The organism is Vibrio sp. YT-15 (assembly GCF_033337445.1).
Lineage (GTDB): Bacteria > Pseudomonadota > Gammaproteobacteria > Enterobacterales > Vibrionaceae > Vibrio > Vibrio alginolyticus.
The window spans coordinates 613533-637343 of record NZ_JAWOQR010000002.1 but is presented as its reverse complement, the minus strand read 5'-3'; the positions used below and the strand labels follow the sequence as shown (position 1 = coordinate 637343).

At 43.7% G+C, this 23811-nt stretch carries 21 protein-coding genes; 14 read left to right on the top strand and 7 right to left on the bottom strand.

Features of this window, described 5'->3' with window-relative positions:
* Positions 1-2898: tandem-95 repeat protein (locus R7D93_RS07015; protein ID WP_318129480.1), on the bottom strand; the 2898-nt coding region annotated here is incomplete at its 3' end.
* 400 nt (positions 2899-3298) lie between these two features.
* Between R7D93_RS07015 and R7D93_RS07010 the strand changes: the two genes are divergently transcribed.
* The 6 genes from R7D93_RS07010 to R7D93_RS06985 all read left to right on the top strand — a co-directional run bounded on the left by R7D93_RS07010 (position 3299) and on the right by R7D93_RS06985 (position 9498).
* Positions 3299-4609 (top strand): TolC family outer membrane protein, encoded by a 1311-nt coding sequence (locus tag R7D93_RS07010; protein WP_017635971.1) that lies wholly within the window; start codon positions 3299-3301, stop codon positions 4607-4609.
* Between the two features lie 2 nt (positions 4610-4611).
* Complete coding sequence (locus R7D93_RS07005) at positions 4612-5226, top strand: OmpA family protein (protein WP_005377354.1); 615 nt, start codon at positions 4612-4614, stop codon at positions 5224-5226.
* A 175-nt stretch (positions 5227-5401) separates the two neighbouring features.
* Positions 5402-5755, top strand: coding sequence for a DUF2750 domain-containing protein (locus R7D93_RS07000; RefSeq protein WP_115386006.1), 354 nt, complete (start codon positions 5402-5404; stop codon positions 5753-5755).
* Positions 5756-5942: 187 nt separating this feature from the next.
* Positions 5943-7913 carry a diguanylate cyclase domain-containing protein gene (locus tag R7D93_RS06995; protein WP_154204559.1) on the top strand — a complete coding sequence of 657 codons (1971 nt, stop codon included), beginning with the start codon at positions 5943-5945 and terminating at the stop codon, positions 7911-7913.
* Positions 7914-8000: 87 nt separating this feature from the next.
* Positions 8001-8699, top strand: a complete 699-nt coding sequence (locus R7D93_RS06990) for an IclR family transcriptional regulator (protein WP_154204558.1) — start codon at positions 8001-8003, stop codon at positions 8697-8699.
* 106 nt (positions 8700-8805) lie between these two features.
* Positions 8806-9498: an SDR family oxidoreductase gene (locus R7D93_RS06985; protein WP_154204557.1), complete on the top strand. Its 693-nt coding sequence runs from the start codon at positions 8806-8808 to the stop codon at positions 9496-9498.
* Positions 9499-9695: 197 nt separating this feature from the next.
* On the opposite strand, the gene dkgB is transcribed toward R7D93_RS06985, so the two are convergent.
* Positions 9696-10496, bottom strand: a complete 801-nt coding sequence (gene dkgB / locus R7D93_RS06980) for a 2,5-didehydrogluconate reductase DkgB (protein WP_154204556.1) — start codon at positions 10494-10496, stop codon at positions 9696-9698.
* A 112-nt stretch (positions 10497-10608) separates the two neighbouring features.
* Between dkgB and R7D93_RS06975 the strand changes: the two genes are divergently transcribed.
* Together R7D93_RS06975 and R7D93_RS06970 are read left to right on the top strand one after the other, a co-directional pair.
* Complete coding sequence (locus R7D93_RS06975) at positions 10609-11514, top strand: LysR family transcriptional regulator (RefSeq protein ID WP_005377343.1); 906 nt, start codon at positions 10609-10611, stop codon at positions 11512-11514.
* A 132-nt stretch (positions 11515-11646) separates the two neighbouring features.
* Complete coding sequence (locus R7D93_RS06970; RefSeq protein ID WP_154204555.1) at positions 11647-12552, top strand: TIGR03571 family LLM class oxidoreductase; 906 nt, start codon at positions 11647-11649, stop codon at positions 12550-12552.
* Positions 12553-12669: 117 nt separating this feature from the next.
* On the opposite strand, the gene R7D93_RS06965 is transcribed toward R7D93_RS06970, so the two are convergent.
* Positions 12670-13554 carry a LysR family transcriptional regulator gene (locus R7D93_RS06965; RefSeq protein ID WP_225496973.1) on the bottom strand — a complete coding sequence of 295 codons (885 nt, stop codon included), beginning with the start codon at positions 13552-13554 and terminating at the stop codon, positions 12670-12672.
* 159 nt (positions 13555-13713) lie between these two features.
* On the opposite strand from R7D93_RS06965, the gene R7D93_RS06960 reads away from it, so the two are divergent.
* From R7D93_RS06960 to R7D93_RS06950, 3 genes are all read left to right on the top strand, one after another.
* The gene (locus tag R7D93_RS06960; RefSeq protein ID WP_225496971.1) at positions 13714-14895 is read left to right on the top strand and encodes an MFS transporter; all 1182 of its coding nucleotides are present in this window, start codon (positions 13714-13716) and stop codon (positions 14893-14895) included.
* A 143-nt stretch (positions 14896-15038) separates the two neighbouring features.
* Positions 15039-15560, top strand: a complete 522-nt coding sequence (locus tag R7D93_RS06955) for a TetR/AcrR family transcriptional regulator (RefSeq protein WP_154205194.1) — start codon at positions 15039-15041, stop codon at positions 15558-15560.
* The gene (locus R7D93_RS06950; protein WP_213886855.1) at positions 15557-16606 is read left to right on the top strand and encodes an alcohol dehydrogenase family protein; all 1050 of its coding nucleotides are present in this window, start codon (positions 15557-15559) and stop codon (positions 16604-16606) included. The genes R7D93_RS06955 and R7D93_RS06950 overlap by 4 nt, the downstream gene beginning before the upstream one ends.
* A gap of 204 nt (positions 16607-16810) precedes the next feature.
* On the opposite strand, the gene R7D93_RS06945 is transcribed toward R7D93_RS06950, so the two are convergent.
* Complete coding sequence (locus tag R7D93_RS06945) at positions 16811-17722, bottom strand: GlxA family transcriptional regulator (RefSeq protein ID WP_154204553.1); 912 nt, start codon at positions 17720-17722, stop codon at positions 16811-16813.
* Between the two features lie 114 nt (positions 17723-17836).
* On the opposite strand from R7D93_RS06945, the gene R7D93_RS06940 reads away from it, so the two are divergent.
* Together R7D93_RS06940 and R7D93_RS06935 are read left to right on the top strand one after the other, a co-directional pair.
* Positions 17837-18355, top strand: coding sequence for a cysteine hydrolase family protein (locus tag R7D93_RS06940; RefSeq protein ID WP_054579520.1), 519 nt, complete (start codon positions 17837-17839; stop codon positions 18353-18355).
* Positions 18356-18475: 120 nt separating this feature from the next.
* Positions 18476-19237: a transporter substrate-binding domain-containing protein gene (locus R7D93_RS06935; protein ID WP_154204552.1), complete on the top strand. Its 762-nt coding sequence runs from the start codon at positions 18476-18478 to the stop codon at positions 19235-19237.
* Between the two features lie 98 nt (positions 19238-19335).
* On the opposite strand, the gene R7D93_RS06930 is transcribed toward R7D93_RS06935, so the two are convergent.
* Positions 19336-20409: a permease gene (locus R7D93_RS06930; protein ID WP_263856403.1), complete on the bottom strand. Its 1074-nt coding sequence runs from the start codon at positions 20407-20409 to the stop codon at positions 19336-19338.
* 346 nt (positions 20410-20755) lie between these two features.
* Here R7D93_RS06930 and R7D93_RS06925 point away from each other — a divergent pair, with 346 nt between their 5' ends.
* On the top strand, positions 20756-21748 hold the full coding sequence (locus R7D93_RS06925) for a zinc-binding dehydrogenase (RefSeq protein WP_005377328.1): 993 nt from the start codon (positions 20756-20758) through the stop codon (positions 21746-21748).
* A gap of 147 nt (positions 21749-21895) precedes the next feature.
* Here R7D93_RS06925 and R7D93_RS06920 read toward each other — a convergent pair whose 3' ends face one another.
* Together R7D93_RS06920 and R7D93_RS06915 are read right to left on the bottom strand one after the other, a co-directional pair.
* Positions 21896-22798, bottom strand: a complete 903-nt coding sequence (locus R7D93_RS06920) for a homocysteine S-methyltransferase family protein (protein WP_225496970.1) — start codon at positions 22796-22798, stop codon at positions 21896-21898.
* A 276-nt stretch (positions 22799-23074) separates the two neighbouring features.
* The gene (locus R7D93_RS06915; protein WP_005377326.1) at positions 23075-23809 is read right to left on the bottom strand and encodes an amino acid ABC transporter ATP-binding protein; all 735 of its coding nucleotides are present in this window, start codon (positions 23807-23809) and stop codon (positions 23075-23077) included.
* Positions 23810-23811: the final 2 nt, after the last annotated feature.

Sequence of the window (23811 nt, the reverse complement as noted above, 5' to 3'; positions counted from 1 at the left end):
GATTTCAGCATCGCCATGGAAGTTCTCAGCCGGTGTGAAGACCAGTTTTCCATCAATAATTTCGACTTTACCTTGGTCACTCGGCACAGACGCCGAATCAATGCTTAACGTATCGCCATCAATGTCGGTGTCGTTTGGCAGAACATCAATTGTCACTGGTGTATCTTCGTCAGTAACGGCATTGTCATTGGTCGCCACTGGCGCGTCATTGACTGGTGTGACATCGACGTTCACCGTGGTGGACTCTGATACCCCACCGGAGGTAACGATGTAGGTAAAGCTGTCTGCACCGTGGTAGTTGTCGTTTGGCGTGTAAGTGACGCTGCCATCCGGGTTGACCGAGACCGTGCCGTTCGCTGGACCGTGATTGCTATCGAGCGACACCGCTTTGTCGTCGCCTTCGAACGTGTCGTTACCTAAAACCTTGATGATGGTTGGTGTGTCTTCCACAACCGTCGCGCGGTCAGATTCAATATCTGCCACAGGCGCAACTGTGAAGTTCACCGTTTGGCTAACGCTTTCACCGCTTGGATCGGTGGCGGTAAAGGTTAGGGTTTCTGAGCCATTCCAGTCTGCGGTTGGAGTGAACGTAGCAATGCCATTGACGATCGCCACTTGAATGTTGCTGTTGCCAGAGACACTAAACGTTAACTCACCATCGGCGTTATCCACATCACTGAAAGCGGTATTTAGATCGATGCTGTATGGCGTGAAGTCTTCCGCCAAGGTTTGGTCTGCAATGCTGCTTTCAACCACAGGCGTGTCGTTCACCGCATTCACGGTGACGTTGACCGTCGCTTGGTCAGTCAGTGAACCATCGGTCACGGTATAAGTGATTTCAGCGTCACCATGGAAGTTCTCAGCCGGTGTGAACACCAACTTGCCGTCAACAATTTCAACTGTACCTTGGTCACTCGGCACAGACGCCGAGTCAATACGTAATGTATCGCCATCAATGTCGGTGTCGTTTGGCAGGACATCAATCGTCACTGGCGTGTCTTCGTCAGTAACGGCATTGTCATTGGTCGCCACTGGCGCGTCATTCACTGGCGTCACATCGATGTTCACTGTGGTGGACTCGGATACCCCACCGGAGGTAACGATGTAGGTGAAGCTGTCTGTTCCGTGATAGTTGTCGTTTGGCGTGTAAGTCACACTGCCGTCCGGGTTGACCGAGACCGTGCCGTTAGCTGGACCGTGATTGGTATCCAGCGACACCACTTTATCGTCGCCTTCGAACGTGTCGTTACCTAAGACCTTGATGATGGTTGCCGTGTCTTCCACAACCGTCGCGTTGTCTGCCACGATGTCCGCCACAGGCGCAACTGTGAAGTTCACCGTTTGGCTGACGCTTTCGCCGCTTGGATCGGTAGCCGTAAACGTTAACGCTTCTGAGCCGTTCCAGTCTGCGGTTGGAGTGAACGTAGCAATGCCATTGACTATCGCCACTTGAATGTTGCTGTTGCCAGAGACACTAAACGTTAACTCACCATCGGCGTTATCCACATCACTGAAGGCAGTATTTAGATCGATGCTGTATGGCGTAAAGTCTTCTGCCAAGGTTTGGTCTGCGAGGTTGCTTTCAACCACAGGCGTGTCGTTCACCGCATTCACGGTGACGTTGACCGTCGCTTGGTCAGTCAATGCACCATCGGTCACGGTGTAAGTGATTTCAGCGTCACCATGGAAGTTCTCAGCCGGTGTGAAGACCAGTTTTCCATCAACGATCTCAACTGTACCTTGTGTTTCAGGTACGGAAGCCGATTGGATAGACAGCGTATCGCCATCAATGTCGGTGTCGTTTGGCAGGACATCAACCGTTACTGAGCTATCTTCCTCTGTAATTGTTGTATCATTAGAGGCAATAGGCGCATCGTTAACTGAGTTTACTGTTACCGAAACTTGAGCTTCATCCTCTAACTCACCATCTGTGATGGTGTAGCTAATCGTTGCATTACCGTTGAAATTTTCGGCCGGAGTGAAAACAAGCTTACCATCGATAATCTCAACGATACCTTGCTCTTCTGGTACAGAAGCAGAGGTAATGATTAAATCATCACCTTCAATATCACTGTCGTTAGCGAGCACATCAATTACAACCTGGGAATCCTCGTCAGTTTGAATCGCATCATTAGTTGCTATTGGCGCGTCATTAACAGGCGTAATATCTAAGTTAGCAGTGCCATTAATAACACCGCCATCGTTATCAATAATGTCATAGGAGAATGACACTTCAGTGTCATCATCAGCCTCTGGAATGTAAGTCCAAGATCCATCGCTGTTATCAATTAAGGTGCCATTCCCACTCTCAATAGTGACGTTTGTAATGACAAGAGTATCGGCATCATCAATATTGACATTAGATAGTAATTCTTCAGTAGTTATCGTGATTGGATCGCTATCTTCCTCAACAGCGCTTAATGTCACTGGAGAATTAGTAAGTGGCTTACTTGAGCCATCCCCACTTGTCTCGATACCTGTTGTGAAGAAGTCATTTAAGGTCAACGCTTGTGTTTCAGATAAGCCGAGGGATTCTAGGCCAATAGTTTCAAAGTTTGTTGAGGCTAGCACTTCAGTACCATCTCGTACAATCGTGGCACTATTTTGCAAACTGGAGCCACTATTTTCACCCGCTGCAGGTGCGAGTTCTTCATCAATAGCAGAAGGGTCTTGACCTTGCTCAATAGCACTAATAATCTGTGCTACATCGTCTGAAATATCTTTTAAACCTTGCTCTTGAGCAAGCTGAATTTTCAGGTCTTGAGGCGCAGCATCTGTCATTGCCACTATCACTTCACCTGGTAGAGGCTGCTGTCCTTCTGCAAGGACTCTCAGCTGCCCATCCAAACCTATTACGACGACTTGATTACCGAGTGGCACTAATGCTGTACGATCCATATAAACCTTAACCCTAAATAACTGTCAAGTTTTTGACTAACAATACTAATTTGCTATATATTGCCCGAATATATAGTGCAATAACAGCAATTTGATGCTCAATAAAGTAATTATGTGTCATACATCAATAAGAATCCAGATGCATAAGTGTTTTATTTTATTAAAATCTGGACACTCGTTTCTAGCTATTACCTCCATCTTTAATTTGAGATCTTAATTCAAGTTTTAGGCAGATTTAGTAGGTTGATTTATCAAAATTGAAACAAATGAACAGCGAATCAACAGGTTACTTCATCGCATATTAATGTTATTGTGCGCTAAATTATTGACGCCCTTATAAGTATTCCACTTATAAGCCCTATCACCTCGAGAATTTTTACCATTATCTAGGAGAATCACAGTGAAGTGGACTCGTGCCAACGCCTTTTGTATTGGTATGTTCACCGCTAGTCATGCGTTTGGGCAAACGCTAGAGCAAGCGGTTGAAAACACATTAAAAACCAATCCTGACATCAAAAGTGCGTTCAATGAATTCGTTAGCAAGCAGTATGTGAATGAAGCATCTGGTGGTGCTTACCTCCCATCCGTAGACTTAGATGCCGGTATCGGTTACGAAGGAATCAAACCCGCAGAGTCAGGGCGAGATTCAACCGATCTGACAAGAAAAGAAGCCACCGTGACACTAACCCAGCTAATATGGGATGGCTCAGCGACACTTAATGATATGGATCGAACAGCAGCTGATGCTGAATCGGTACGTTATCAACTTCTAGCTGATGCCCAAGACACCGCTCTAGAGGTCGCGAAAGTTTATTTAGACTCAGTAAAAGCTTATGAAATTCTTACACTTTCCGAGAATAACTTGAAAGTGCATAAGAAGATCTATGAAGACATTAAAAAGCGAGTTAACTCAGGTATCGGTTCTACAGCAGACCTAACCCAGGTAGAGGCTCGTTTAGCAAAGGCTCATGGTAACTTGGTGGCAGCTCAGAACAACTTATATGACAGCCACACCACCTTTACACGCCTTGTCGGACAGTCACCACAAGGATTGATTTTCCCAAGAGCGGACCAAAACTTTATTCCCTACACCATCGATGAAGCGATTGACTTGGCATTCGAGTCACATCCAGTAATCAAAATTTCGGTAGCTGATGTGGACTCTGCAAAGTTCCAATACAAGCAATCTAAGGGAACTTACTACCCAACGATATCGGTAGAAGCGGCTCAAACATGGCGTGATGATGCAAGCGGTATCGAAGGAAGCAGCGAAGAGACAACAGCAATGTTACGTATGCGTTACAACCTCTTTAACGGTGGTAGTGACGTAGCCAACGCTGAAAGTTTTGCCTACCAACTAAATAAAGCAAAAGACCTAAGAGAACGTGCATACCGCCAAGTAGAAGAAGGTCTTCGTCTATCTTGGAGTGCGTTAGATTTAACACTTCAACAAAAAGAGTTCCTAGCGGATCACGTAGATTCGGCCTCAGAAACTGTCATCGCCTACGAAAAGCAGTATCGCATTGGGAAACGCACTCTGTTGGACTTGTTAAATACTGAAAACGAACTTTTCGAAGCGAGAAAGAACTACTTGGATGCTCGATACTCAGAGCAGTACGCCAAGTACCGCGTTATGAACGCGACTGGCCAATTGTTAAATGCCTTGCGTGTCGATGTACCTACAGAATGGAATGAAAAGGTGGAGTACTGATCATGAAACCAGTGAAGATTCTATTTGCATTGGGTATGCTCGCCATCACTCAACACGTTGTTGCTGAAGACGAATATGAGTATCGTCCTGTACCAAATGCAGAACAAATAGCAGATTTGCAAGATGACGATAACGATGGTGTCATCAATGCTCGAGATATGTGCCCAGGTACACCTGAAGGCTCAGAGGTCGACAACGACGGTTGTGGAGAATACATTAAAGCATCAGATAACATGCAAGTGCGGATACTTTTTGCTAACGACTCTGATGAGATCAATCCAGTCTTCAGAAGACAAGTCCGAGAGCTTTCCGACTTTTTAAAAGAGTACCCTACTACTTCGATAGAGCTGCACGGCTATGCTAGTAAAGTTGGTGGTTCAAAGCATAACCAAGATCTTTCTGAAAGACGAGCACGCAATGTCCGTGAAGCCCTACTAAGCTACGACATCGAACCGAGTAGAGTCCGCATTGTTGGTTTTGGTGACACTCACTTAGCACAGCAAGGGACCGATGAAGTCAGCCATGCTTTAAATCGTCGAGTAACCGCATCAGTCGTTGGTTACAAAGGCGAGATAAAAAGAGAGTGGACAATATTCACAACTCTTCCAGAAAGGTAAAGTACCTGTTTTTGTTTGCTCTGCAGGGATAAAGCAAACAAAAACGAGTGAATACTTAACCTCAGAAAAGGAGCTTCGGCTCCTTTATTTTTACTCATTTCGACAACCGTATTATGCTTTAGGAATCGGCACTTTAGTGTTACTCTAGCCACGTCATAACAACGAGAGTTTTGAAATGAGCAAACTTACATCAGATATCCAAGCGAACCTTGACCTTTTTGTTGCAGAAACGAAAGAAAACCAATTGGTTTGGGGTTTACGCAATGAAGAAGGTTGGCTATCTTGCGATTCAACTGAATTCGAAAACAGCGAAGTCATGCCTTTCTGGTCTTCTAAAGAAGATGCAGAAGCACATAATGTTGAAGAATGGGCAGATTTTACTGTACTAGAAATCCCATTAGATATCTTTGTTGAAGATTGGCTTTTGACTCTTGCTGAAGATGGTGTTCTTGTTGGAACTAACTGGAACGATCAGTTAGAAGGCAAAGAAATCGAGCCTCAAGATCTAGCAAAGCTTTACATTGATTAAAGATTTCTGACCTCAACTTTATGTTGAGGTCTTTCTTTTTTATGCCTCTTCTTTCAATATCTCGACCAAGTGCATAGTTTTACTGCTCTTTTTCTTAGTACACCCAACTTAATCACAACGCTGATGCGTTAAAAGCGCTATGATAACTCAACTTTAAAGGCACCTTAAATTAAAGGCTCGTTTAAACATGCGCGTGCTCTATCCCTTGCTTGCGTCACTTTTGCTCACTCCAGTATATGCAAGCGACACTCAAGATATTGAACCAAACCAAAATATCACACAGTGGCACTCTGTCTACCAAACCACACTACGAAGCAACCCTGAGTCGGCATTGAGCATGCTTCAAGATCGCTACCATACAGCGAAATCGGACAGCGAAAAGCTCTACGTAAGTGGATTGATTTATGAATATATGTCAAACATAAATCAGCCTTACTATGGCAGCAGTCAAGTCTTAGACAACCCTTTTTCTCAATTAGAATCAGAATATATTCTTGCGTTAAATGAACGTAAGCATGGTAGTTACGAGGCCTCAGTAGATAGCTTTTCTTCTTTGCGACAGACAATGAAGAAAATATCCGATTCCGAAGGCAAGGCTCTGATGAACTATCAACTTTGTTATACGCTGAATCAACAAGGTCGTTATCACAAAGCAAACTTTTATTGCTCATCCTTAGAGAGCCACTTAAATCATAAGCATCAAGAAAACTTCCCTGTTGATCTTGCTTTGCGCGTGGTAGCAAATAACTACAATTACCGCGGTGACTATGAAAAAGCCTTAAGTTTGTATCGACAGTTGATGGCCAACATGTCGACGCAAAGCGATCCTTCAGGGATTTACAATGACGTCGGCAATTTACTTGCAGAGCTGGGGCAATTTGAACAATCAGAGCAATATCTCATTCAAGCCTTACTGGTTCGCCAAGATGAAGGGACACCTCTTGAAGTTGCGCAAGTCGAACATAGTCTAGGAGCGATGTACAGAAAATCCAAAGAACTCGATAAGTCCATCAGCCACTACAAAAATGCATTAACGATTCTCGAACAACTTCATTATCCATACGGGCAAGGGTTGACCTATTTAGGGTTATCTGCTGCTTTGGCCGATTCTGGGCAATTGGATACCGCGGTAGATTACATTGGAAGAGCATTAAACATTGCCCAAACTTATGAGAATACGCACCTTGAAACAGAGGGTCATTTGGCTGCTGGATTGGCATATTTAAAGAACCATACACCCGAAAAATCGATTGAACACGGTACAATTGCGTTAAGATTAGCGGTAAAAAACGCTAGGCCCTTATTGCAAGCGCAAGCCCAATTACTCCTCTCAAAAGCATACCAAGCTCAAAATGATTACAAAAAGGCACTGGAGCATCACAAGGCCTACTCGACGATTGAACTAACGAACCGAGACGCGAGTAATATCAAGGCGTTAGAGGCACTAGATCTCACTAAAAAAGAGTATGAATATGATCTACAAGTCGCGCAGTTGAACAACGAAACTCTTCTAAGTCAGTACCAGTTTGAAAAACTCACAGACCAACAACGCACTTATAATTTTGTTGTTTTCTGTTTATTGATTCTCCTCGCTCTGGCATTGATGGTTCAGCGACAAACACGCTTAAAAGCCAAAATAGACAGCTTAACGTGTGCATTAAACAGAGCGGCAATTATAGAGACGATTAAAAGCCAACCCTCCAAAGCGGAAGGAGACTTCCGCTACGTTCTAGCATTAATCGATCTAGATGACTTTAAGGCGATTAATGATCAGTATGGTCATCCGACTGGCGACTTAGTACTACAACAGGTATGCAAAGCGCTTAAAGCTAAACTTAATAAGGGAGATTACTTGGGTCGTTTAGGTGGAGAAGAGTTTATCTTGCTATTGAAAAACGTCGATGAGATTGACGTTCCCTTTAGAATACAAAGTCTGCATAAAACAATTTCAGAAAAGAGTGTACATTCGCTTAATAACCATCAATTGAATATATCTGCGAGTCTGGCCTATCTATCAACCTCAATGCCACTCACCAACTTTGATGAACTCTATTCGATATTAGACCAAGCGTTATACAATGCTAAGAAGCAAGGAAAAAACTCCCTTGTGGACGCATACAACGAGCCGATCAGTTTAAGTGCTGAGTATATTCTCTAATAAAACCAAACCACCAGCGTAGTGGTTTGTTATAGGTGGAAGCATCAGTAAGCCATTCAGATGCAACACCATCATCAAGGAGTCTTTGTGCCCAAGGCAAGAAAAAACATTCAGTCTCTAGAACGAGGTTTTCTAATCCTCGAGTTGCTCTCCATGAGTGAGTCTCCCCTATCATTACAGACGATCAGTAATGTGAGCCAGTTAAATAAGACGACTGTTCACGGGTTACTTGCGACTCTACACTCTCTTGGATATGTATCCAAACACAACCATAGCTACAGCCTAGGGTTTAGATGCTATGAACTGTCTAAGCCGATTGAACAAAAAAACGAAGCTATCCGACAACATTTTGTTCCATTGCTGATAAAAATGGCCCAAATGACTAACAACACAGCTTACCTCGCTGTACAAAGTGGCGCTAAAGAGTACTTGTATATCGATGCTATAGAGCAGGATAACCCTCTTACTATCCGTAGCCCGAGAGGGAAACGAGAAGGACTCACAACATCTGCGATCGGCAAAGTTTTTCTTAGTTTTGATGATGAGCTTCGTCGAACATTACGCCTTGAAAACCAAATATCCCCCACGTTAGAAACTGAACTTAATCAGGTTGTATTATCAGGTTACGCACTCGATTTAGAAGAGGCAGAGCCAAACCTCAATTGCTTAGCGATCCCCCTTTACTTGGATGGTAAGGTCGTTGCTGTTGCAGGTGTCAGCGGTGCTGCCTCCGAACTGACGGTCACTAGGCTAAAACACTTTGCAAGAATCTTTCTCAAATTTTAAGATTTGACAATGTCGAATCCTAGGCCATTTTTATACTGTTTTGATTACATGCTTATACGTCGCCTCTAATATAGTCGTTGTTCAACTCAACAACGTAGGAGAAGCGATGTCTACTGTATTAATCACTGGCGCTAACCGTGGCTTAGGCTTGCAATTTGTCCGCCACTACCTTGGAAAAGGTTGGCAAGTTATCGCAACTTGTCGTTCACCAGAAAATGCTAAGCAGCTCAATGAACTAGTAACCCAATCCAATCAACTTCAACTGATGGCTCTAGACGTCACTAACCAACAAGATATCGATCAGTTAGCCACTCAATTAGCGGATCGCCCGCTCGATCATTTAATTCTGAATGCAGGTGTATTAGGCGAACAGTGTGCAACGCTTGGCGAAATGACCCAGAAAAAATGGCTAGAAGTACTAAACATAAATACCGTCGCACCTGCCCTGCTAATTCAAGCACTACAAGACAACGTTGCGAAAAGTCAGCACAAAACCATCGTGGGAATCTCAACCCGAGTTGCGAGTTTAAGCGATAACAGTTCAGGTAACATGTACAGTTATCGAGCATCTAAAGCAGCGCTTAATCAGGTTCTAGTATCAGCAGCACGCAATCTCGAATCGCGAGGAGTAAAAACTGTCGCAGTTCATCCCGGCTGGGTAAAAACCGATATGGGCGGTGAGGACGCAACCTTTTCTGCCGAGGAAAGTGTTGCAGGCATTGTTTCGGTCGCAGAACAGCTAACACTTGAGCAATCCGGAAGCTTCCGCGTATTTGATGGCTCTACAATCGAATGGTAACTGTTCTCTAAATGACGTCTCTCGGCCAAATTGAAGGCCGGGAGAATACAGTAAACTAATAGGCCAAAAAGATAAAAGCTCGCACTATCGTCAGACAAGCGAGCCGTTATCGTCTAGGTGTTGTACTACCGTCAAACGCTGAGGAAGTCAGCGATTGCAGAGGTGTCATTTAGACAATGATTTCCCGTGAAACTCACTCAATCATCCCACTCAGGCGCTAGCCCTTCAGGGTTCACTTCGCGGCCATTTCTTTCCAACGCATCTATCTTTGCAATCGTCTCTTCACCCAGATTAAGTTCAAGTGCTTTCAGGTTACTTGCCAAATTATCTCGTTTAGTTGAAGACGGGATCACCGCGTAACCTTTTGACAAAGCCCAAGCAAGCGCGACTTGAGCTGGCGTGGCCTGATAGTCCTCAGCAATACCTGCAATAGTTGGGTCCCCAAGTACTTTCCCATATGCCAAGGTCATGTAAGACGTTACCTGAATATCGTTTTCCTGCATGAAGCTGACCAACTTACGATTTTGCAAATAAGGGCTAAGCTCGATTTGGTTAGTAACAATATTCTCTTTACCGACCACTTCTATCGCTTGTTGCAACAAGTCAATATTAAAGTTGGATACGCCAATATTACGGGTTAACCCTTGCGATTTAGCTTCAAGTAATGAAGCCATGTATTCGTTCAAGTTATTGTTATTGCCAGGCCAATGGATCAAGGTCAAATCCACATAATCTGTATTTAGCTTTTCTAAGCTCTCTTTTAGACTTGGAATGAGTTGTTCCGTGTTCATGTTATCAACCCAGATCTTCGTCGTAATGAATAGCTCATCACGTGCAATACCGGACTGTGTCAATACTTCACCGATTTCTGCCTCATTACCGTAAATCTGTGCAGTATCAATTACGCGGTAACCCACTTCTAACGCATTACGGACTGAATCCTTAACTACTTCACCCTCTAAACGAAACGTGCCGACGCCAAATGATGGTACTTTCATCTAAATCTCCTGAATTATCGATTTTATAGTTGATTCGAAGCAAAACTTTACGCCGCAAGAAACTTTCCGTAAAGTCAACAATACTCAAATCTAATTTGAAATATATTCAACAATGAAAGCTACTCTAGATGAAATGCGCACCTTTATGGCCGTGGTCGATACGGGTTCAATCAGCTCTGCGGCTGAACTGTTATCGATGACCGTCTCGGCGGTGAGTCGATCGGTATCTCGGCTAGAAGCCAAACTCGAAACGACTTTGTTAAATCGCACAACCCGTAAGTTAGATGTTACTAATGAAGGAACGATATACCTCGATAAAGTCAGACATATTGTAGAAGCAGTAGAGAATGCCGAAGCACAACTGAAAAGCCAGAAATATAAGCCTTCTGGCCTCCTACGAATAAACGCTGCTACCCCCTTCTTACTGCACGTCCTAACGCCGCACATTGCTAAATATCAGAGCTTGTATCCAGAAGTCGAAATCGATCTCAATTCCAATGAGGAAAATATTAGCCTTTTGGGAACAAAAACCGATATTGCTTTTCGTATCGGTGAGCTACAAAACTCAACCATGCGCGCGATATTTCTTGGTAAAAGTCGGATTCGAATCGTCGCAAGTCCAGAGTATTTAAGACAACATGGTACTCCAACCTCAATAGATCAGTTACTCAATCACAAGCTACTTGGATTCAACAAGCCGGAGTATCTTAAGGAATGGCCGATCATGGATGATAAGAACAAACTTCTGCGTATTATGAGTAGCCTAAGATCTGATAATGGCGAGACGCTAAGATGTTTAGCCTTACATGGTGCGGGGATAGCTTGCCTGTCTGACTTTATGACCTACTCTGACCGACAAGCTGGTCGCTTAGTGGGCGTGCTTAGTGAACACACGCATAATGTCGAACAGCCCGTTCATGCGGTGTATTACAAAAATGCCAGCACCTCACGCCGGATCAGCTCTTTTATTGACTTCATCAAGCAAGAAATCAAGGTAGAGAACCACCAGTTCCTTTAAAGACCACCGCTGTTTGTGGCAAAACACTTTTGTCTTTTAGCCGCTTTTTCTCACAACAAAAATCTCATAGTGTCCTGAATATCAGGGAGGCACCTTGCCTCCTAGTACTCAAAGTAATAGTCAGGCTTCATAATGCATAAAGATTTAAGTAACAGATTCACCATCGGTGTTGAGCTCCCCCTAGATAATGACTGGACCCAAGAAGGCCAGAAAAAACGCCTGCTCCAACGAAAACCGTTCGGCGTACCAGACATGAGTGCACATAAAAAGCGTATTATGTTAGCCGATAAGTTAGGCTTTAACGTAGCGTGGGTGAGAGATGTCCCGTTGTACGACCCTAACTTTGGAGACGCGGCACAAATTTATGAACCGTTCAGTTATCTTGGCTATCTCTCTGCGTGCACCGACAACATTCTACTAGGGACAGCAGCGATAGTATTACCGTTAAGACAACCTTGGCTAGTAAAAAAAGCCGCTGCGACCATCAACGAGTTAAGTGGTGACCGCCTGATACTCGGTGTGGCTAGTGGAGACCGTCCTAGTGAATATCCCGTTTTTAACGCTAACTTTGACAGCCGTGGCTCAGCTTTTCGAGAAAGTGTAGAGATTTTGAAAGATACGCAAAATGATAAGCTGGGTAACGATCTACAGTTATTACCCGAGTTTGCTGATATTCCTATCTATGTCGCAGGGTTAGCGCAGCAAAGTCCACAATGGATAGGAGAAAACCTAGACGGCTGGCTCGCCTACCCAGGCACACCTGATGATCATGAACACCGCGTTGCACTTTGGCGCTCCGTAGCGGGAAACAAACCCTACGCCAGCTTTATTCATCTTGATTTAGTCGATAACCCAAATGCACCAGTCGTTCGGCATCATTTTGGTATCCGGGCCGGAGTCAATGGCTTGATCGATGAGCTAGAAAAAATGCAAGAAGCAGGAGTCAATCACATCGGGTTGCATTTCCGTCGTAATAGCCAACCAATTGAGAAATCAATGGAACAGATCGCTCAGTACGTGTTGCCACGCTTTAACTAAGATCAAATAAAAATATGTGCCACCTTACTAAGGGGTGGCACGCTAGGCTTGGCAGTTGGAAAAACAAAAAAACTGCAATAACGACAAAACTCTTTTGTTAAAACAACAATAATAGTGTTATTTTAAAGTAAGTCTTGGTTGAATAAAGTCGATGAACGCGGAAATACGCTTAGAGACTGAAGAAGATTTGTAGAACACAGCATTGACCTGTTCTCGTCCAGTATTTGTGATTTTTTCCGATTCAAACAATGCCACTAACCGTCCAGAATCAAGATCATCTTTCACCATAAAGCCAGATAAACATGCAATGCCGTTCCCTGCCAGCACTAACTGTCTAACCGTTTCACCACTGCTGGATAGGATATCAGGCTCGATCATCTCAAACCCTCGTAATGGCCACTGATTTAACACTTTAGCGCCAGAAAAACCGATCAAGTTATGACTGCGCAAATCGCTCACCGCTTCAGGGAAACCTCGTTTAGATAAATAACCAGGCGTGGCAACGATAAATAGTGGGCTTGTTCCTAAAGGTTTAGCATGCAGTGTTGAATCCGATAATCGTCCAATACGTATCGCCACATCGGTTCTTTTTTCCAATAGATCCACAAAACCCTCATTAGAGGTAAGATCGAGTTGAATATCAGGATAAGCCTCTTTAAATGGCTGAATTAAAGGCACGAGTTGATGTAAAACAAATGGGCTAGCGGCATCAACTCTTAAGCGCCCCTTGGGTAATTCACCTCGTGTGATGCTCTCTTCTTCAGCTTGCTGTATTTGTAGTAAACCTAAGCGAACCGCTTCAACAAACTGATGCCCTTCCTCAGTAACTTCCACTCTGCGTGTCGTGCGATTCAGCAAGGTTACCCCCAACTGTGATTCAACTTTACTAACCGCACGAGATACCCTAGCGACTTGAATACCTAGTGCGTCAGCAGCGGAAGAAAATCCACCACTATCCACAACTGCCATGAGAATCTCTAATTCATCTGATCGGGTTAACATTTCATCCCCTTTCTTAATTGCGCATTTCCATCATTTATAGCAAAAGTATTTTGTAATAAACACCATTTTTCGCAACGAATAACTCTTTAATAATACACGACATGGAAACGGGCTATTCGTTTATCCATTCATATTCAATGATTATAAGAGAGAGTTGTTATGCCTTTAGCTTTACTTGCATTGACGCTGAGCGCCTTTGCTATTGGAACCACGGAGTTTGTAATTGTCGGTCTGATACCGACTATGGCCTCCGACCTCAACGTATCATTACCTTCAGCGGGTCTTTTAGTTAGCCTGTACGCACTTGGTGTCGCGGTTGGTGCTCCCGTTTTAACAGCGCTGACTGGTAACTGGAAAAGAAAGTACGTTCTGCTTTCTGTGATGGCACTGTTTGTTCTTGGCAATCTGTTAGCCTGGCAAGCACCTGGATACAACACTCTAGTTACAGCAAGGATACTGACCGGGCTTGCACACGGTGTGTTCTTTTCGATCGGCTCGACTATCGCCACTGGCCTAGTGTCAAAAGAAAAAGCCGCTAGCGCAATTGCTATTATGTTTACCGGTCTGACCGTAGCTCTAGTGACGGGCGTGCCACTTGGCACCTGGATTGGCCAGACATTTGGTTGGCAGGCAACCTTCCTAATCGTCGCGATCCTTGGAATCATCGCACTGATAGGAAGCGCTCTGCTAGTGCCGAGTAATCTGAAACAACCACCAGCAACCAAGCTGTCATCGCAAGTAAAAGTCTTGACTCAACCTCGTCTACTTTTGGTGTACGCAATCACCGCGCTCGGTTACGGTGGTACGTTCACAGCCTTCACTTACTTGGCTCCTATTTTGGAAGAAGTTTCGGGGTTTGGCTCTAGCGCTATCAGCCTAATTATGTTGGTTTATGGTGTATCAGTCGCATTCGGCAACATCTGGGGCGGAAAGATGGCCGACTCTATGGGGCCAATCAAAGCTCTTACAGCGATTTTCTCGGGCCTAATTGTGGTATTGCTCGTGTTTAGTGTCACAGCATTTAATCCAATTTCTGCAGTAGTGACCATTCTTGTCTGGGGTGCCTTTGCCTTTGGTAACGTTCCAGGACTTCAAGTTTATGTTGTCAAACTAGCAGAGAAATATTCACCTGATGCAGTCGACGTCGCTTCTGGTCTCAACATTGCTGCATTTAACGTAGGTATTGCACTGGGTTCTTGGGGCGGTGGCCTTATCGTGGCCAATGCTGGGCTGATGCACACACCTTGGATTGGCGCGATCGTAGTATTAGGTGCTCTACTACTAACCCGTTTCAGCGGAATGCTAGACAATCGTGGAGAACAGCACGCAACGGCACACTGATTCACGTTCCGAATCTATAAAAATCACTTAAATTAGCCCGGCATTACGTCGGGCTTTCAATACAGAGTTTAAATACACCATTGACTGAGGTAGAAAGTTTATTCTACCCTTAGGTAAAACAAACGTTCTACCTAGTGTATCAAATAGTGAAAGAAAAAATCGCAGCAAGCCTAGAAAAAGCATTCAGTCAGTATGGCTTCGCCGAGCCTAGCGTACCCCAACTCAAAAACGCCTGCGAAGTCAGCCTGAGAACCCTGTACAAATACTACCCCTCCAAGGAAGCGATGATTGTTGCAGCTCTCGAGCATCGCCATCAAAGGTATTTGAGTTTTTTGCTCGAAGATGCCCCTGCCAATGGAACACCGGCTGTAATACACCTATTCACTCGCCTAGAGGATTGGATGAAGGAGTTTGCACCGAATGGCTGCATGTCCATCAATGCATTAGCAGCCTATCCAGAAAATCTATCGATTAATCAAGCAGTAAAACAACACAAATTGGCGGTTCGTCAGCTTATGCTCCAACTAAGTCAGCGAGAAGACCTAGCAACCACACTCTTCTTGTTACATGAAGGTCTATCCAACGCATGGCCGGTTCTCGGTCACGCTGCCTTTGCATCCGCTGAACACACTCTGCTAGAACTAATGAAGGAGAACAATCAATGACCACAATCCCGAAAGTCATGAAAGGCGTCCAACTTATCGGTCATGGTGGGCCAGATATGCTTCGTTACCGCGATGATCTACCTGTGCCAGTCCCCTCGCCTGATGATGTATTGATCCAAGTTGCCGCCGCCGGGGTCAATAACACCGACATCAATACCCGAACAGCATGGTATTCTAAAAACGACGCCAATAGCATGGATGCAAGTTGGTCAGGAGACGCGCTATCTCTCCCTCGAATCCAAGGTGCCGATGTATGCGGTACCATCGTCGCTGTTGGTGAGAATATCTGCCCATCACGAGTCGGCCAGCGCGTGCTCATCGAACCATGTATTACGCGCTTCAACAGTCAAGCACTTAGCTCGCCTTGGTACTTCGGTTCAGAATGTGATGGTGGCTTCGCTCAGTTCACTGTTGTTGACAGTAAACATGCATATGCAGTGAAGAGTAGTTTATCGGATATCGACTTGGCCTCCTTCCCTTGTTCTTATTCAACTGCCGAGAACATGCTTGTCCGCTCTAATGTCACAGCGAGCGATACCGTACTGATTTCAGGGGCATCCGGTGGTGTTGGCTCTGCCGCAATCCAACTGGCGAAGGCGCGTGGAGCATACGTCATTGCTATCGCCAGCCCAGAAAAGAAAGAACAGATCACGGCATTAGGAGCAAACCAAGTTATCCCTCGCGATGCAAATTTAACGGCGACTCTCGGAGAAAACAGCGTTGACGTAGTGATTGATTTGGTCGCAGGAGAGCAGTGGCCACAATTTCTTCAGGTACTAAAGCCAGGATCAAGATACGCTGTTTCCGGCGCCATAGGCGGCCCAATTGTCGAGCTGGATGTAAGAACTCTTTACCTTAAAGACCTAGCGTTATTTGGTTGTACCGTTTTGGCACCAGAAGTATTCGGTAACTTGGTTCGCTATATCGAACAGAACGCAATTCGTCCCTTAGTCGCGGAGTCATTTCCCTTGAACCAGATAGGTCAAGCGCAAGAAGTATTTTCACGCAAGCAACATATTGGGAAACTGGTTTTGGAAATCACATAGCTTTTGTGATTAACAACCGCCTATACAAGTCATTGTAATTTGAGAACCCTTTAAGCATTCTACAAAATGTTCAGTAAATAGGAGAACGCTACGGTTGGCTTAGCTTGTTATCCCTTTTCATCACGCTAAGCCAGCTTGTAAAAATATGTGTGTTTGCTTCTGAGTTATAAATGTTTAATACCAACATTATCTTACTTCTGGCGTTCATGAACAGAACCGAGATCTGAACGACTTCGGTGTTAAACCTACGATCCTATTAAATATTTTCCTGAACGCACTCACATCTTGGTAACCCACTCTAAATGATATTGCGTCAAATGTTAGGGTTGTCGACTCAAGTAAATCACAAGCTTTTTGTACTCTTAAGCTTTGTATGTATTGGTTAACATTGAAACCTGTCGCCTTTTTAAAGCGTCGCTGCAATGTCCTTTCTGTTAAACAACTCAACTCTGCAAGCTCTTTATTGCTCAGTTTTCCTTGATAATGATCGTTTATATAGTGCTGTAGTTGAACAATTACCTCATCACCATGTTGGAAGTTTGGGGTAAACTGTTGATAAAAGCGTTGCTCTCTCGGACCAGTATCAATAACCAACATTTTGCCTAACAGGCGCATTACTGCCGGTGACGCAAATAAGGAAACCAACTCCAAACCTAAATCCACCCATGACATCATACCCCCAGCCGTAATGATCGTTCCTTCGTTAATAAGGATGGCTTCTTGTCTTACGTGGATATCGGGAAACTGACTCGCTAATGAAGGAGCCAAGCCCCAGTGTGTTGTACAAGACTTATTGGTCAACAACTGGGTTTGAGCAAGAATAAAAGTACCAGCACAGGCGGAGGCTAAAATCGCACCTTTACTATGTTGGACATTTAACCAGTCGAGTAGCTCTGGCTCTGGTTCTAAGTAATATTGACCAGTGCCGCTAGGCGGAATCATTACCGCTGTTTTCACATCGAAGTGCGTGTTTGACCAGTGATCCAATATCTCTACTTCAAAGTGCACATCAACGCCCAATTTAGCCGCCGCACGGTTTGCCATCTCGAAGAGTTCGCTTAAACCATATACGGAGGCTTGCGAGCTATCTGGGTAATTAACGAGTGCTATTTTCATTTATCTTCAAGTGTCGCTTTTTGACTCTTTTGTGTCATTTTAGACTCTAAAGAAGGTGGCTAAAAGTCTTTATATTATTCGTATCGCAATGATCCTCAATAAAAGGAAAAGAAAATGACTCAAAAAGCCCTACTTGTAATTGATTTGCAAAACGACTATTTCACGGAAGGAAAGTTTCCTTTATGGAATACAGAATCGACTTTAGACAATGTTAAGAGAGCAATAACTAAAGCCAATGAGCAAAACATTCCTGTGATTCATATTCAGCATATTGCCGACCCTGCCATGGGTATTGCCCCATTCTTCAATGAAGGCAGCGACGGTGCCAATATTCACCCAGAAGTTCTTGCTTTAGCGCCGAATTCCGAAATCGTGGTAAAGCACTTCGCAGATAGCTTTGAAGGAACACGTTTAGAAGAAGTATTGGCAAGCAAAAATGTAACGGAGTTACTTGTATGCGGAATGATGACACAAAACTGCGTGACACATACTGCTATCTCAAAATCTGCGGACAAGTATGATGTTTCGATCTTAATGGATAGCTGTACCACGGTCGATGAAATGATTCACAACATTGCACTTCACGCTGTCTCAACGAGAGTTCCCCTCGTAACTATTGAAGATAAGCTGTAATACACGTAAAACCTTTCGCTCACACAATGCGGGCGAAAGGTCACACATATATGCACTTTCATTGATATTTGCTTACTTTGTGTTAAACATTGGTTTCCAAATAGTTACAAGGAAACGTTTATGAAATGGATAGTCGTATTGTTTATTAGCTTATTTTCAGTTTTCAGCCATGCGAAAGAGTGGAAACAAATTCGCTTCACTGTTGAAGGGGCTTACCCCCCATTTAGTTGGACGACAAAAGAGGGAAAGCTAGAAGGGTTTGAAGTCGACCTCGCTAACGCGTTATGCAAAGAGTTAGAAGTAAAGTGCGTTATCTCAAAAATGGATTGGGATGGCATCATCCCTTCTCTCCTTAGTCGCAAGAACGATGCGATTATTGCTGCAATGACAATCACAGAAGAACGAGAAAAGAAAGTCGATTTCACCGTCCCTTATGCAAAAGTACCGACTCGTTTTGTAATGAAAAATGATAGAGAAATCAACATGGTGGACGGCAGCCTAAATCGTTTATCTATTGGAGTTCAAAGAGCCACAATTGGTGATAAGTACCTTTCTGCCTTGTATCCAGATATTGATATTCGTCGTTATGGTACGTTCGATGAGGCATTTACTGATCTACTCAATGGACGGTTAGATGCTGTATTTGGCGGCTCAATCGGTTTAAGTGCTGGTTTTCTTGAAACTGCACAAGGTGAAGGCTATCACTTTACTGGACCAGCGTTTACAGAGGAAAAGTGGTTCGGCCGTGGCATTGGCGTAGCAGTGAGAAAACAAGACAAAGAATTAAAAGCATTACTCGATAGCGGAATACAAAAATTGATCCAGAGCGGTAAGCATAAAACCATCGCCAGCAAGTATTTCTCCTATAGTATTTACGAGTAACCTCTTTATCTTTTTATAGCCTGCGCGGTATAGGAAACTTCCCTTTCCCTATATGGCAACAAAAACAAAGCCCTCGAGCAATCGCCCGAGGGTTATTTTTATAAAAAAGCCCAGCTATATAAGTAACCCGCTCCCATGGCCATCGTTAAGATAACGATTAGGAAGGCAGCAATCATCTGGTTCTTAAAAATTGATTTCAACAAAATCACTTCTGTAAGACTTGCGCCAGCACTACCAATAATAAGCGCCATAACAGACCCAAGAGCCATACCTTTTTGTACTAGTGCCGCGCTAAGTGGAATGACCGCCTCTGCACGGATGTACAATGGAATACCAATGATTGCTGCGACCGGAATCGCGTACCACTTCGCTTCACCAGCGAACTCCGCAATGAACTCCGTCGGGATGAAGCCATAGATAAATGAACCAATCGCAATCCCCATCATGAGATAAGGGAACACTTGCTTAAAGTCTTTCCAAGTTGATTGCCAAATACGTACCCAGCGGCTAGGCTCTTTCTCTTCCACGACTGTCGCTGTTGCACTACCGTCTGATAAGCAGCAAGACACTTCCACTTTAGGTTCAGGTTTTGGTGCATCACCACAACAAGATGTTTTCGCCGCAACTGGCGTAGGTTCATTGCAGGCGCTGGTATCACAGCTTGATGCTGGTCTCGCTTCTTCTTTTTTCTTGCTTGAATCGCCACAAGAAGTACCGCACGAAGAAGAACCTGCCGCTTGATATGCTTCTGGTTTGACGTAACGTTCAAACCCTAGTTTTTCAAGTACATAGCCTGCTACCACTGATACTGACATCGCAATAGCAAAGTAAAATACCGCAACTTTCCAACCAAAAGTCACCACAAACAAGCCAATAATCACTGGGTTAAGCAACGGGCTTGCAAATAGGAACACCATCATAGGTCCAAAACCTGCTCTTGCACGCAACAAGCCTTTTAAGAAAGGAATGGTCGAACACGAACAGAAAGGCGTAATCGAACCTAGCAACGCAGCAATGAAGTAACCTTTACCCTTTTTCGAGCTTAGAATAGATTGAATTTTTTCTGGCGTTAGAAAATCTTGCAACACACCGACAATGTAGCTAATTGCCAGAAATAAGATGATAAGTTCAGTTGCTAGAAACGCAAACATATCCAGCGCTTCTTTAGCCATAGTTATAATTTCTGTATTCACATTTACTCTCCTCGTCATTTTTCGCTAACAAGCTTACCTGATAGATAAGTCTTTATTTCTATATTTCTGGAATTATAGAATCACAAAACAAAAGATCAACAGAATATTTCCATAAAAATGGAATAATAAAACTAGTCATTACTTATCATAAAGTTACATGTCGTTAGCTATGCAGACTGGTTATCGATGATAATTTCAGAGCATCTCGAATCCTTTTTATCAAACATAACCTAAAATTATCAAAATAAGAAAAAACCATAATTATTGCAGCAGCACCCTCTGAGTTAGTATGACTTTCGACCATTCTTAATAATAAGGAAAACCTATGAGAGCGATAACTTACCAACGAGATAACGATACTTTCTCTTTATCCGAATTACCTACACCAAAACTAGAAACCCAATTTGATGTATTGGTTAAAGTTAACGCTGTTGGTTTGAATCCTGTCGATGCAAAAATTCATTATTGGTCAGACATGGTCACTAACATGGATAACAATTTTGTTGGCGGGTTAGACGTATCAGGAGAAATAGTCTCTGTAGGCGATGCGGTCGTTGATTGGAAGGTTGGCGATAAAGTGTTGTATCACGGAAACATGAGACGCCATCACGGAGGATTCGCTGAATTTGCTATCCATGATTCAAGAACGCTTATAAAGCACCCTCAGGTTCCGGTTGAAGTAGCAGCATCTACACCTTGCGCAGCCTGGACCGCATATCGCGCTTTGGTAGACAAGCTCGATATTTCAAATCGAAGCAGCATTTTTATCGCCGGAGGTGCTGGCGGCGTTGGAAGCTTTGCTATTCAGTTAGCAAAGACATTTGGTGTTGAACAGATCATTGCTACTAGTTCAGAAGCTAATCACGCATATTTGTCCTCGTTAGGAGCAACCCATACGATTGATTATCATCATGAAGATGTAGTTCAGCGAGTAATGGACATTACCGGAAATCATGGCGTTGAGGTTGCACTCGATTGTGTAGGCGGTGATAACGATCGAATTGCAGCCTCGGTGTTAACCTTTGAGGGCGAAATGGTGGAGCTCGTCAAGACTGTCGACCCTTCTCAATATCCAGATGCCTTCTTAAAAGGCTTGGGCTTCCACCAAATAAGTTTGGGCTCTGGTCATGTCTTTGGCGAGAGAGGGTTTGCAAGTATCGTTAATGCCGGAAAGGAAGTGTCTGAGCTATTAGAAAATGGAGAATTGGAAGTACCGAAACTGAAGATCATCGGCTTAGAGGATGTAGGTAACGCACTCTTGGACATGCGAAATCAGAGAACAGTTGGAAAGATTGTCGTTAATCTGAACCAAAAATAATTAATAAAAATCTCGAGGCACACTGGCAAAGTAATGAGCAAGTTAAAGCATCTTGTTACTTTGCCAGATATGAAAGACCTTTATTTTGTCTATAACGATGAATGAAAAACAAAACCTCTTGCCATACTTCCCTGCGCTTCACCAAAATTAGGCGTTTTCGAGAGTGTCTCTCCAAGTCGCTAGCAATTTAATATGACGTGGTTCAATCCCACAGCAACCACCAATAATGCTTGCTCCCTGCGCATGCCACTTTTTAGCATACTCAAGATATTCAGTCGGAGAGAAATGACGAACTTCCTGAATGGTCTCGTTGGCTTGGTGCGCTTGCTTTATCGGAGCAAAGCTATTTGCGAAAACACCTATCGTCAATTCTCTACCTGACTCACTCAATACTGCTTGTGTATCTATGATCGCTTGCTCGACAACTTCAGGAATAGAGCAATTGAAAAAGATACCTGAAACATTTGTTTTCAACAGCGTATTAACCGCGACTTTAAGAGATTCCCCTGAGCGAAGACGAGGCAAAGAGTTAGGCTCGTCCATTAAGGTGAAAGCAATATAATTGGGCTTATCTGTTTTGGCTAAAATTATTGATAGAACTTCAACTTCAGCGAGGCTAGACACGGTCTCAGCTAACCAAATATCAACATATTGATCTTGAGCTTCAAATAACTCAGAAGCCACTTCCAGTGCCCTTTCCGGCTCGAATAATTCAGGCCTGTAAGACCCCATTACAGGAGGAAGAGAGCCCGCAACGAGCACTCTATCGTTAGAGCTGGTGACTACATCTCTGGCAATTTTAGCTGCAGATTTTGCTAACTCAGTCCCCCGTTTTGCATAGAGTTCCTCGCCTAAGTGAAATGGAACACATGCATAACTGTTGACAGTGATAATCTCTGCGCCAGCGTCTATGAAATTCTCATGTGCCATTTTTACATATTGTGGTGATTCAATTAGCGCTTGTGCACTCCAAAGCGGCTGAGAAAAAGGGGCGCCAATACGTTTTAACTCTCGCCCCATGCCACCATCTAAAATTGTTACTTTCTTCATTTAGACATCCATACCGCCAAACATCCATAAGCTCTATTCAAACACAATTTTTATCAATTCAAAATGAAATTGTTATGTTTAAAGTGAACAAAAACTTAATGGCTGATTAAACACTCTAGTATTTACCAGACCTTTCATTCGGACCAAGATAATGTTATCGCCATTAACTTCGAGTAAAAAGCCCATTATCTATGTCTCTCGGCGAGGCGGGCGTTACGAGCCACAATAGTGCATGAAGTGATTGAGGGACTAACCCTCAATCAAATTTTCTTTTTATTATAAGACCTTAGATAAAAACTTCTGTAATCTAGGATTGGAGGGGTTATCAAAAAATCGCTCAGGAGAGTCAGAAACCAAAAGCTCACCATCTTCCATAAACAACACCCTATCAGCGACCTCTTTTGCGAAACCCATTTCATGAGTAACCACTACCATCGTCATTCCGTCCTTGGCCAAATCTTTCATCACATCAAGAACTTCTCCAACCATTTCAGGGTCTAGTGCTGATGTGGGTTCATCAAACAACATAATGTTGGGCTTCATTGCTAACGCACGAGCGATTGCGACGCGCTGCTGCTGTCCACCTGATAAATGATTAGGATAATTATCCATTCTCTCCGACAGACCGACTTTATAAAGCAAATCTTTTGCTTCTTTCTTCACCGATTCAGGGTCACGTTTAGAAACCTTTAAAGGTGCTAACATGACGTTCTCTATCGCCGTTTTATGTGGAAAAAGGTTGAAGCCTTGAAATACCATGCCCACATCAGCGCGTAGTTTATTGATATCCGTAGATTTGTGGTACATATCGATACCATCTACGATTATAGACCCACTATTTATTGTCTCTAATTGATTGATCGTCCGTAAGAATGTTGACTTACCAGAACCTGACGGTCCTACGATGACAATCACTTCCCCTTTTTCTACATTTACCGATACGTCCTTGAGCGCATGGCAGCCATTAGGGTAAATTTTATTAATTGTTTTTGCTGAAATAATGTATTCCATTA